Annotated in this window: 6 protein-coding genes; 2 read left to right on the forward strand and 4 right to left on the reverse strand. The window is 56.0% G+C overall.

From position 1 onward, the window contains the following. Window positions 1-14: 14 nt before the first annotated feature. Both dxs and FE840_RS02490 read left to right on the forward strand, forming a co-directional pair. On the forward strand, window positions 15-1,889 hold the full coding sequence (gene dxs / locus FE840_RS02485) for a 1-deoxy-D-xylulose-5-phosphate synthase (protein ID WP_138288593.1): 1,875 nt from the start codon (window positions 15-17) through the stop codon (window positions 1,887-1,889). A 169-nt stretch (window positions 1,890-2,058) separates the two neighbouring features. Then, window positions 2,059-2,991, forward strand: a complete 933-nt coding sequence (locus FE840_RS02490) for a cobalamin B12-binding domain-containing protein (protein ID WP_246318835.1) — start codon at window positions 2,059-2,061, stop codon at window positions 2,989-2,991. 698 nt (window positions 2,992-3,689) lie between these two features. On the opposite strand, the gene FE840_RS02495 is transcribed toward FE840_RS02490, so the two are convergent. From FE840_RS02495 to FE840_RS02510, 4 genes are all read right to left on the reverse strand, one after another. Continuing rightward, window positions 3,690-5,537 (reverse strand): dihydroxy-acid dehydratase domain-containing protein, encoded by a 1,848-nt coding sequence (locus FE840_RS02495; RefSeq protein ID WP_138288594.1) that lies wholly within the window; start codon window positions 5,535-5,537, stop codon window positions 3,690-3,692. Window positions 5,538-5,944: 407 nt separating this feature from the next. Next, window positions 5,945-9,346 carry an EAL domain-containing protein gene (locus FE840_RS02500; protein ID WP_138288595.1) on the reverse strand — a complete coding sequence of 1,134 codons (3,402 nt, stop codon included), beginning with the start codon at window positions 9,344-9,346 and terminating at the stop codon, window positions 5,945-5,947. Between the two features lie 328 nt (window positions 9,347-9,674). Beyond that, entirely contained in the window at window positions 9,675-9,986 is a 312-nt protein-coding gene (locus FE840_RS02505) for a hypothetical protein (protein ID WP_138288596.1), read from the reverse strand. Window positions 9,987-10,105: 119 nt separating this feature from the next. After that, complete coding sequence (locus FE840_RS02510) at window positions 10,106-11,971, reverse strand: methyl-accepting chemotaxis protein (RefSeq protein WP_171033773.1); 1,866 nt, start codon at window positions 11,969-11,971, stop codon at window positions 10,106-10,108. Window positions 11,972-12,294: the final 323 nt, after the last annotated feature.

Consider the following 12,294-nt stretch of genomic DNA (forward strand, 5'->3'; position numbering starts at 1 on the left):
GGGAGGAAATCGCAATGGGCTTGAGTTCTGAAAACGTAGTGTCCACGCTGACACCCTGTCTCGATCGCATAAACGATCCCCAGGATCTGAAAGCACTGTCTCGACCGGAACTGAACGCGCTCTCCGTTGAGCTTCGAAACGAAATCATCCGCATTGTTTCAGAGACAGGCGGTCATCTCGGCTCAAGCCTTGGGGTGATTGAACTGACGGTCGCCCTTCACGCCGTGTTCAATGCGCCGGTGGACAAGGTGATCTGGGATGTCAGTCATCAATGCTACCCTCACAAGGTTCTGACGGGCCGTCGCGATAAGATGCGTACATTGCGCAAACGCCATGGGCTCTCGGGTTTCACAAGGCGTCGCGAGAGTGCTTACGACCCCTTTGGCGCCGCTCACTCTTCAACCTCGATTTCTGCCGGACTCGGCTTCGCAGTTGCTCGAGAACTCGGAGCCGACCGAGGCGAGGTTGTTTGTGTCATTGGAGATGGCGCCATGTCAGCCGGCATGGCCTATGAAGCGATGAACAATGCGGGCGCATTGGGCAAACGACTGTTTGTCATCCTCAACGACAATACGATGTCGATCTCACCCTCGACCGGAGCCTTCTCCTCTTACCTTTCCAGCCTCGTCGCAGCAGGCGAGAGTGACGGCCTGTCCCAGACCATGAGCAATCGTTGTCTCTTCGAACATCTGGGCTTTGAATATCACGGCCCCGTTGATGGTCATGACCTCGACACGCTGCTGGACAAGCTGACGGCGCTGAAACAGGACGCAAACGGTCCGGTCCTGCTCCACTGCGTAACGCGAAAAGGCGCGGGCTATGCTTATGCCGAAGCATCGGAAGACAAATACCACGGGGTAGCAAACTTCGATGTATCTTCCGGGCAGCAGGTAAAGACCGCCAGCAAGGCACCCAGCTACACGAAGGTTTTCGCCAAATCCCTGATCGCCGAGGCCGAGCGCGACCCCCGTATCGTCGCGATCACTGCCGCGATGGCAACGGGTACGGGGATCGACCTGTTCCAGAAGGCCTTTCCGGAGCGTAGCTTCGATGTCGGTATTGCAGAACAGCACGCCGTAACCTTTGCTGCCGGATTGGCGGCCGGCGGCATGCGACCGTTTTGCGCGATCTATTCAACCTTTCTCCAAAGGGCTTATGACCAGATCGTTCACGATGTGGCTCTGCAGGGCCTGCCGGTCCGTTTTGCCATAGATCGGGCCGGCTTGGTTGGCGCAGATGGACCAACCCATGCAGGCGCCTTTGACGTCGGATTCCTATGTAACTTGCCTGGTTTTACCGTGATGGCTGCAGCCGACGAGGCGGAACTGGCCCGCATGATCGCAACAGCTGCTCGTCACGACGAGGGTCCGATCGCATTTCGCTATCCACGCGGTGAAGGGACCGGGGCTCCAATACCGGAATGTCCGGAACCTCTTGAGATCGGCAAGGGAAGAATTGTTGAGCATGGGACGGATGTCGCGATCCTCTCATTCGGTGCGCGCCTTGAGCAATGTCTGATTGCGCACCGAATGCTGGCACGTGCGGGCATCTCGGCCACCATTGCCGATGCACGTTTTGCCAAGCCACTGGATAAGCGCTTGATCTCAGATCTGATCGGCAGGCACAGAGTAGTCGTGACGATTGAAGAAGGCGCAACCGGCGGCTTCGGGGCGCTGGTTCTTCACCATCTGGCTGATACTGGACTTCTGGATGGCCGGTGCGCAATCCGTAGCATGACTTTGCCGGATAGCTTTATTGCACAGGGGTCGCCGGAGGAAATGTATGAGGAAGCCGGTCTGAATGCCCATCAGATTGCAGGTTTCGTCCGCGAGGTCTGGGAAAAAACGAAACAACGAAGCACAGGCGAGACCGCAGAAGAACGAGTTTGACATCTTTCCATAGAAGAAGGGCAAAATCATCACCAAAGGGTTGCTGCACTGCACCTAAAACAGAATTCGTCAATATTAGACTACAATCTGTTTGGCGCAGCTTCTCTGATGCGGTAGCTTAAGCCGTCGGAGGAGCCAGACGATCAAGGCCTGTTACCGGGAGGGGGAAATGGCCAGCAATGATTCCGAGGGGCCGCCGGACGAAAGGGGACAATCGATCCCCGGCATGCCGCAAAACAGCCCTTCCACACAACCTCGCGCAGACGCGCACTTGAACAACCGTGACCACCAGATCCTGGAACAGGCCATCCGTGGCCGCGTTTCACGCATGGTTGGTGCCGGCCACCCTGAACTGACCGCGCGACCAGACGCCAAGGATATTCCCGAGGAATTTGATCTGCGACTGCATCCCGAATTGGACCCCGTGGCACGTCAGATGCCTGGTACCGAAAAAGCGACGCGCTATCGCGCGGCTTTGATCCGATCCTTGATTGACGCCGATCCCCGCAGCCACCGAGACCTGATGGAGGAATTGCAGCGAAGCGATGTCCCCATGCAAACGCTCGCAATCCAGCTTTTCGCACCCGTCGCGGCGAGACTCGGTAACCTCTGGTGCACCGACGAAGCGGATTTCATGCAGATCGCCGTCGCCTCCACTCGACTGGGGATGATCATCAACCACCTGTCACACACCAGTGCCAAACTGGTGAAGGAACGCAGGCCTGATCGGCGCCTTCTGCTTGCCCGAACCCGAGGCACCATGCACACCATTGGCGTATCCATCGTCGCCACCTGCTTCCGGGATATGGGGTGGGAAGTTGACGGCGGCGTCGAGCTTGAGGTCGATGACAGCCTTTATGAAAAGCTGCTCAAGGCTCGCTACCAACTGCTTGGCATATCGGTTGGGCAGGTTTCCGATGCGACGCAATGCTCTGACGCAATCCGTCGGATCCATGCAAGTCCAATGACAAGACGAACCAAGGTTGCAATCGGTGGACCGGCAGTAAGATTGCAGCCAGAAACTTTCAAAAGCCTCGGAGCCGACATTGTCGCGCAATCGGCGCTGGAAGTCATGCAGATGGCTGATGCCATGCATTACTGATTGTAGATGGCATCTGGCTGAACGGCCGCTCGTGCAGTTTGGCATCCTTTGGAAGCGGCTTGTATTGCGCCAAGCCTCTTACGCGCCATCTGCGGTGTCCGATTTGCATCGCGTATGGCTTTGGCTTGAAGGATCGGCTGTCTTGGACTGCAACACCTGAGCACATACCTGGCGCATCCGGTGTCGATTGGTCTCTGGTGGTTTCCACGCAAAATTGAGCCATGTAGACATTCCCGCAACACAATGAGCGACGGGAGCGCCGGCGTGATCCCCATGGAACCTTGAACCATCATCCATCGGATGACACCGCGTGCGAAGCAGTCGAGCCGCAAGGTCATACCAAATCTCGATCATAGGGACCTATGGGATCGACATTTGGTATCCGTCTTCGCACCGGACTGTCACCCAAGGCGGTTGGTCAGATGAATCCGAAAGCTGTCAAAAATAGAACGTCGAACAACTCGCTGGTAGGGCAAGTCTTGCACGCCGGATCACGCAACCGGAATCCTGCTGCCACTCCTGTCATGCGCGGGCTTGGCTGCAATTGGGCGAGACATGTGCCATCACGCTGACCATGTGGACGCAGTGTCGCAAGTCATCAGGCGTGACGTCACCAGCTTGCCGCATCAAGCCAGACCACCCGCCTGGCTGATCCAGGGTCGCCTTTTATGGATGCTCCTCAAGGGTTCCCTTGGCGCCTACCGGAACTTGTTCCGGGGAACAAAGTCTGATCGCCCGGCGTCACGTGGATCGCGCACCCAGACGGTTTGGTTGGGGTGGAGACCTGCGCCGCGACGCGCAGGCACGGCCATATGGCGAGCGCGATGCAATAAGCGCGTGTCTGCTATCCCGCACAGCGGATGAACGCCGCCGTTCGCTGCTACGACTTTGTCCCACTCAGCCTTGCGCGAATTCAGAACCGTCGGATCCTCAAGCGCACTGCAGTTGATTTCATTGGTGTTGAGGTCAACAACAATTTCGTCGCCATCTTCGACCAGAGCGATCGGACCACCAACGGCGGCTTCCGGACCAACATGACCGATCACGAGCCCGATCGAGCCACCGGAGAAGCGTGCATCGGTCATCAGGGCAATCACTATACCACGCTCACGACAGAGTGTCGTGATGCGAGCCGTCGGATCAAGCATTTCCGGCATGCCGGGAGCGCCACTTGGCCCTTCGTAGCGGACAATGATCATATCGTTGTTTTGGAAAGCCTCGGGCGTCTTGTCCAGCATCTCCAGAAGTGCCTTTTGTCCGTCAAACACACGTGCCCTGCCACGGAACACGTTGTTCTCCAATCCACCTTCGACACCCGCCAGCTTCAGGATCGCCGAAAACTCCGGTGACAGGTTCCCGCCAAGCATCCGAAGGCCGCCGGTTGGTTTGTACGGCGATTCAACAGGATAGATGACAACACCGTCAGCCCGTTTCGCGTTAAGGCTGGCGACCTGCTCGGCAAGCGTCTCCCCGGTACAGGTCAGGACGTCACCATTGAGCATCCCCGCCTCGAGCAGTTCGCGCACGATCACCTGCACCCCGCCAACTTGGTCAATGTCGACCATCGAATATGTGCCATAGGGCCGCGCATTGGTCAGAACCGGCACAACGTTACGCGACAGATGATTGAACTCCTCTGGGGTTATTATGTCTTTCCAGAAGTCCTCAAAACCTGCGGCGCGCGCAATCTCCGGTGCATGCAGCAGCGCATTCGTCGAGCCACCGATCGCCATGGCAACGATTGTGGCGTTTCGCAGGGAATCTCGCACCACAATATCACGAGGCTTGAGATCCTTCTCGATCATGCGGGCCAGGATCGTAACCAGTTGGTCGGGGAACTCATGCAAACGCCTCGGGTCGTCTGACGCAGGTGCGACCATGTGAAGTGGCTGCATTCCCAAAACACCGATAAACGTCTGCATCGTGTTGTAAGTGAACATGCCACCACAGCTGCCAAAACCCGGACAGGCGTGGCAGGCAATGTGGTGCCTGTATTCAGGGTCCGGATGGCCGGCAGCCTGAAACGCGCTGACTATGTCGAGAGCTTCGCCCGTATTCGGGTCCTTGCCGGGACGAATTGGACCATCGGACATGATGATGGCCGGTAGGTTGTGCTCAAGCATCGCAGCGAGAGTTCCGACCGGCGGCTTGTCACAGGCGACGACTGCAATCGCACCGGCAAGTCCGGTCGCGCTGAAGTGCTCGCAGAGTGCATCATGCGTTATCTCTCGACCAAGCAGCGAATAGCGCATTTCGGGCGTGCCATTGCGCATTCCGTCTGACGTCGCAATGGTGAACTCTGGCTGCACGAGGCGATACTTCAGCTGCCCTTCCCCGCGTCCTATCCGGCGCTTGAGCGCCTCGTGGATCGCCTCCACCTTTGCAGCCACGCCAAGATAACACTGGCTATCACCTCTTGTACCGACAACGCCAACCGATGGTTCGTGGATCAGGCCTGGGTCGGTACCGATCTGAACCGCAAGACCGAAGGTCTGGGTTGAGCGTCCGGGGTGGTTGTCAATCAGAACGGCGCGGGGATTGCTCAAGTCGTCCTCTCATTTCCTTAGTTTGTTAACCTGACCCAAAAACCGGCGAATTCATCACCAGAGCGTTTGAAGAGAGTGCAACCGGCGAAAGCACAAGGCAAGCCAGCCTGGATCGATTTTTTGCGAGTTCCGCACATTAAGTTTGACTCCAGATGCAGAGCGCTGTCGTAAATCAACAGCCTCGTCATGTTCGGCACCTTTTGCGCGTGTCGGTCACTGGGCGCTTACACCAGCTCAAAAAAGAGTTCAGCCGCAGCCAAGTGTTCTCGGAGCCGCCAGACACAGGCCCGCGACGGCCTCGACAACCGCAAAAGCACAGGATGGAGGACCTTCTAAAGCGAGACCGCGCCGTGCTCGGCGCAGCGAGGGGCAACGGTCGATATCGAATTCAGGTCGCACATGCTTCTTCAAGCCCCGCCCGTTGGTGGGGAGACTGAGCCTTTCAGGTAGCGACCGATGCTTTCAAGACAAACGTCCGGCCGGTGAAAACGAAAACCCTGTCCCGCATGACAGCCATAACCCGCCAACATCTTTGCCTGAACCTCGGTCTCAATTCCTTCGCCAACGACCCTTATATTCAGTGATCTCGCCAGCGAGATGATCGTTTTGACAATCATTTCGTCACTGCGATCCGATGCGATTTCGCTGACGAAAGCCCGGTCGATCTTGATCTTGTCGACACAAAAATCCTTCAGGTGCGTCAAGGATGCATAGCCCGTTCCAAAATCATCCAAGGCGACCGACACGCCCAGACGCTGCAGCGAAAGCAGGTTACCCTTCACCTTTTCGTGCCCCCGACCGATCATGACACTTTCGGTCACTTCTATCTCGATATCGCTTGCGTTCAGGCCGTGTTTGTCCAGGAGATCCTTCACTCGTTCGGGTAACGCGGTATCTCGTAGCGTGAGCGTTCCAAGATTGACAGCGACACGTCCTGGATCCAATCCCGCGTCCTTCAGAAGGCGAATGCGCTTCAGGCTCTTCTTGAGAACCTGCAGATCAATGTCAGCTGAAAGGCCAAACTCATCTGAGATCGGAATGAACTCTGCTGGCGAAATTGTCTCCTGTTGATGGCTCCAGCGTGCAAGCGCTTCAAACCCCAGATGGCGTCCGGTTTGCAGATCAACCTGCGCCTGGAATGCTACGTCAAGACCATCCGTGCGCAGAACTTCTCGCAGGCATTCGGCCACATAATTGCGACGCGACAACTGCTGCTTCTGCTGCTGGTCAAAAATCGTGATGCCGTTACGACCGCTCTTCTTCCTCTCATACATTGCGATATCGGCATTCTTAAGAAGAGTTGTCACATCTTTCCCATCCTCGGGATACATGGCCACGCCCACAGACATTTGTGGGTCTATTTGCTTCCCGCCAACTGAAAGCGGCCGGGTAACATTGGCAATAAGACGGGCGATAACAGTTTTTGCTTGGGATCGATCGGTGATGCCCGGAAGCAACAGGGCGAATTCGTCGCCGCCCAGTCGAGCCACGGTGTCATTCGGTCTTACGGCACCCTGAAGTCGCTCCGATATCTGTTGAAGAAAGGCATCGCCGACGTCATGACCAGAAGTATCATTGAGGTCTTTGAAGTGATCAAGATCGATCAGAGCCACGACGCCCTTGCGGTCGTTATGCCGTCCTCCTTCCAGCGTCCGCTTGAAACGCTGCAGGAAAGCATTGCGATTGGCTAATCCCGTCAGGTGGTCCGACTCTGAAGCAATCCGAATCCTCTCCTCGGCACGCTTGATGGCAGTAATGTCTGTCCGAACTCCAACGATGATCCCGGATGGCGAAAGGCGTTCCCGTACCTGGAGCCAGCGTCCGTCGTCCAGATGCTGGAGCATGGTTTCGGGTTTGGGGTCCCTATGCCGCCTCAGACGGTCAGCCAGCCATCTTTCCCTCTCACTCTCGCTTCGACCCGCATCCTTGTATTGTCCTCGCGCGAGGCCATAGCGAAGAATGTCCGAAAACGGCGTACCTGTTTCTATGGCCGGCGCAGATGTGGAGTAAAACTGTTTGTATGCGGAATTGCAGAGGAGGAGCCGGTCATCAGCATCGTAAGCGGCGACAGCATCGGGAATGGTCTCGATAATGCTCGACAGAAGTTCGCGGCCCTTCTCTATCTCGCGGCGCGCGTCTTCTTCTTCCGTGACATCAGTGAAGCTGACCAGAACTTGGCGCTCGTTGGCGTCGACTAGGAACACCTGCGCATTGGCCCGCAACCATCGGCAGCGACCATCGGCATGTCGGACACCGACAATCTGGTTCCGGACCGGAGTATCGCCGGTCAAGGCACGTACGGCAGGAGCCTCGTGGAAACTCAAGGGTTCGCCATGCTCGTTGACAAGATGCCAGGCCGGATCGGTGACTGTGCGCCCCAGAAGTTGATCTGCCGTGACACCCAGAATGCGCAAGGCCTCTTGATTGCAGTCGACCGTCGCGCCGCTTGCATTGTGAATGACAATTCCTGCAGTGGCATTTTCGAACACTGCACTTTTTCGATTGGTCTCGTTGATCCACGCAGTTACATCATTTTCCAGGGCTATGAAGCCTTCCAGACGCCCATCGGCATCACGGACCGGACGGATCTCAATGTCCAGCCAGTAGCGTTCTCCATTTTTTGCCTGATTGAGGATCGTTGTCCTTATCCCTTCGCCACGACGCAAGGCCGTTCGGATCGCCTTGACGGTTTCCTGACAGGTTTCTGCGCATTGCAAAACAGAGCCCGGTGTTCGGCCCTTGACTTCATTAAGTCCGTAACCGGTCATGGTCGTAAAGGCTGGATTGGTCCAGGTTACGCGGGCAAACTCATCAGTGATGATGATTGCATGTTGTGTTTCATTCGCAATCAGTTCCGCGCGCTTGAGGCGCTTGAGGAGCTCTTCTCGATTCGTAACGTCGCGGCTTATCCCCCTGTATCCAATGAAATCTTGCTGGTCATTGAAAACAGGATCTGCGTTGATTTCGACAACGATGGTTTCGCCGTCTGTTCGTTTGGTGGAAAAGCAGAATTCGCGGATCGGCTGTTGCCCTTCTACCATTGCACGATATCGCTTCCAAACAAGCTGATCCTCTGTGGTGTCGCCGAGGATCTCCCAGCGCCTTCCACCGATCCATGCCGCGAAATCCAGGCGATGGGCGACAGAATCGCCCTCCACAAAAGTGAACCTATGGTCTGCATCGGTCTCCCATATCCAATCGGAGGACAACCGAGTCCAGTGCGATAGCCGCCCTTTGGATTCCGTCAGCGATTTGTTCGTGACAGCAAGAGCCTCCTGCCTGGCCTTCTGCTCGGCATTATCGGTCAAGGCGTCAGCTCTCGATCTGTTCAACTGCAGGATCGATGTCACCACAGCGGCAAGATCAATCAGCCGCTCCCGGTCCTCGTTTGACAAGGCTCTCGGCCTACGGTCGATCAGACAAAGCGTACCAATCCGCACGCCCTCTTCAAATATGAGGGGCGCGCCGGCATAGAACCTGATTCCGGGCGCGCCGGTGACAAGCGGGTTGTCAGAAAACCGCTCATCAAGCCGCGCATCCTCAACGACCAGAACCTCATCCCGGCAAATTGCATGGGCACAGAACGAAATCTCGCGCGCAGTTCGATCAATGGTCAAACCACATTTTGCCGCAAACCATTGATGGTCTGTTTCAACAAGCGAGACGAGGACAATCGGTACTCCAAACAGCCGTTCGGCCGTCCGGCAAACTGCCTGCAGAGCTTGGTTTGATTGCGTCTCTGCGCTGGCAATGCTCTCAAGGGCATGCAGGCGTTTTGTTTCGTTCGGCCCGATCGGATAGTGTTTCATGGCGAATGGCTTCTGACCTGATCTGCGTGTTGGCTGCCAGCGGCGCCATCAGGATATGGGATGATGGTTACGGACTTTCATTAGAGATTGATAGAAGCGGCAAGCGCATTGCCTGCAGAAGCACTTTTATCGGCCTAACCAGATATCGGCGGCCATAGGCTTGGATGACAAGCGCTCAAACCTATCAATTCGGAGGGTTTTCGAGATTTCGTATGCAACAAAAACAACAACTTATCATGCAGGATGCGTGTTCGATCGGGGGCCATCGAAAGACCCGGATCTTCATCCCACGGGCAGAACTCATACCACGGTTTGCGGAGAACATGCGTCAAATCAGATTAAGGACGACATCACTTGTTTGACGAAGAACCGATTCGATTACCTGGGTGATGTGGACGGTGGAGCTCCCGGCCACAGTTGTTTCACCCTTGTATTGCAGCGCGATCGCCTCGGTCATTCCACCGAGCTCGCCTTCCATGCGAGCGAGCGTGGCTTTCGGATCGTCGCTTGCCCGGCATTGCTCCGTCAGAAGGTAGGCACAAACCATGGTCAAGGCCGTGACCTTCTGCCCTAGAGCTTCGTTTTTGATGATCATTTGCTCGAGAAGGTGAGACAATTGCACACGGGATGTCTCGTCCATAGCTGCACCTTCCTGAATTCGATGTTCTTCATAAATCTAGCAGGGCGACAGCTAAGGCGCCATGCTATTCGGTTCTCCAGGTCCTTAAGTACCGGGGATCAAAGGATCATTTCATGACATTATGCCACTTTGGGAACGACCGCGTCCCGGGTCTGTTCATGATCATGTGCGACGTCACCTCGATCACGGACCTTGCTCCTCCTGTTAAGGGTGAAGCGACTGACCAGCTCGGTCAAATGCGTCGAGCCTCCAGATAAGGTATGGCTGATAGCGGACGTCTCTTCGACCATCGCAGCATTCTGCTGCGTCATCTGGTCGAGATCATTGACTGCAGAACTGATCTGTTTCAGTCCAACAGCCTGTTCCATCGCTGCAGTTGATATGGCTTCAACATTGCGGTTTATCGTCTGGACATAATCTTGAATCCGGTTCAGGGCAGTTCCGGTTTCGGCAACCAGTCTGACGCCAGCATCAACCTCCGTACCCGAATTGGCAACCAGGACCTTTATCTCCTTCGCAGCCGTCGCTGAGCGTTGGGCAAGTTCGCGAACCTCCTGGGCAACGACTGCAAAGCCCTTTCCTGCTTCCCCAGCCCGCGCGGCCTCCACGCCAGCATTCAAAGCCAGGAGATTGGTCTGGAACGCGATCTCGTCAATCACGCCGATGATCTGGCCAATCTCGTTGGATGACTGCTCAATTCGTTTCATCGCGTCGATGGCATCATTCACGACCTTGCTCGATTCTTCCGTGCAGACCTTCGCTTCTCCGACAAGCCGCTTTGTGTCCATGCTCCGTTCAGACGACTGCTTGACGGTGACGGCAACCTGCTCCAGGGCAGCAGAGGTTTCCTCCAGTGCAGCTGCCTGTTGCTCGGTGCGCCGCGCCAGGTTTTCAGAAGCCGAACGCATTTCCAGTCCATTCTCATGAATTGTTTTGGTTGCTTCCAGCACATCTACAAGGGTTGCCTGGAAGGCGGCCAATGCAGTGTTGAAATCCCGTCGCAACGGTTCGAATTCACCACTGAACGGTTCGTCAATCGTGTACCGAATGTTGCACTCGGCGAGCCGGGCGAGCCCGGCGCCCAGAGTGTCGACAACCTGGGCAAGAGCTGCTGCTTGCTCAGCAGTAAGCTTCTCGCGCTGGAGCCGCTCCGCTTCGCTGCGCGTACGAGCCTCCTCGACATCCAGACGCATGCGCTTTCGCTCCAGAGCGGCCTGACGGAACACTTCCACGGAATGCGCCATGGTGCCGATTTCGTCGCTTCGCGAGGAGAACGGGACTTCCTTGCTGAGATCCCCTGCCGCAAGCACTGACATGTAGTTGGTGATGCGTGACAGAGGCACAATCGCACGGCGACGGAAGAACCATATCCCCGTGATGAAGAGTGCAACCGACAGTGCACTCCCGACTCCCGCAGCCAGTCCGAGGGAGCTGGATGTATTCTGGGCCATGTCTTCTTGAGCGACAAGATGTTGGCCGGCCATATCGACAAGTTCGCGGACAGCGACGTCATGAGCCCAGAAGCGGTCAGCCAGTATGGTGGTGACTTGACGCATTTCTTCGGCATCCCCGGTGGCCACAGCCGGCAGGAATTTTGCCCGGAAATCGCTCCAGAAGGCGTCACCCTTGACGAGAACATCAGCAAGCAGCTTGTCTTGCAGAAACTGCGGCAGCGCTGACTCTTTCCAATACTGTCTGCGAACCTCATATTCGGATGCCAGCGCATCGATGTTCGCCAAGTTCGTACCAGCCCGTTGGGGATGCAATGCTGTTTCATTCGCCAGCATATACGCTTCGACCACATAGAGAGGCGGTGGCAGAATGTCGGCAATCAGATCCTTGCCATCGATAATCGTGCTGTAGATCGGCCCTTTAATCTTCAGCCGTTCCAAGGTGTAGCTCTGTAGCCCAATTGATGCTGCTAAGCCGGAAACAACCACGACCGCAAAAAGGATCAGCAGTCGGGCAATCGATAAGCGCCCCATAACGTCCCTCATGTTCTTGCAGGTCAAGCACGGCTGGCCTGCGTATTGCTCTTTGGAACATGATCGGCCAGCGTGCTTAAGAAAGCAGGTGTGAACGGGCGTTGGTTTTACACAACGACTTGTCCGCGAAGACCGGAATCCGGTCATTCAGCAGGTCGGCATTGGCAGAGAAGTCATACAACTGAAGTGAAAGTGAGCGTTTGCCCTCAATTTAAGCAAATGCAAATTTTTCATGCGCCACTCTCAGGACATTCATGGACAGGTGCGTCTGGTTTGCTTTGGCGACCATCAATGTAAAGGCGCGAGACTTGGGGTATCGTTTT

It is taken from the genome of Peteryoungia desertarenae (assembly GCF_005860795.2).
In the GTDB taxonomy this organism is placed as follows: Bacteria; Pseudomonadota; Alphaproteobacteria; order Rhizobiales; family Rhizobiaceae; genus Allorhizobium; species Allorhizobium desertarenae.

Bases quoted from the DNA above. Each gene is read 5' to 3' on its own strand.
- FE840_RS02505 (WP_138288596.1), bottom strand. From the start codon at position 9,986: ATGGACGAGACATCCCGTGTGCAATTGTCTCACCTTCTCGAGCAAATG.
- FE840_RS02500 (WP_138288595.1), bottom strand. From the start codon at position 9,346: ATGAAACACTATCCGATCGGGCCGAACGAAACAAAACGCCTGCATGCC.
- FE840_RS02510 (WP_171033773.1), bottom strand. From the start codon at position 11,971: ATGGGGCGCTTATCGATTGCCCGACTGCTGATCCTTTTTGCGGTCGTG.
- FE840_RS02490 (WP_246318835.1), top strand. From the start codon at position 2,059: ATGGCCAGCAATGATTCCGAGGGGCCGCCGGACGAAAGGGGACAATCG.
- dxs (WP_138288593.1), top strand. From the start codon at position 15: ATGGGCTTGAGTTCTGAAAACGTAGTGTCCACGCTGACACCCTGTCTC.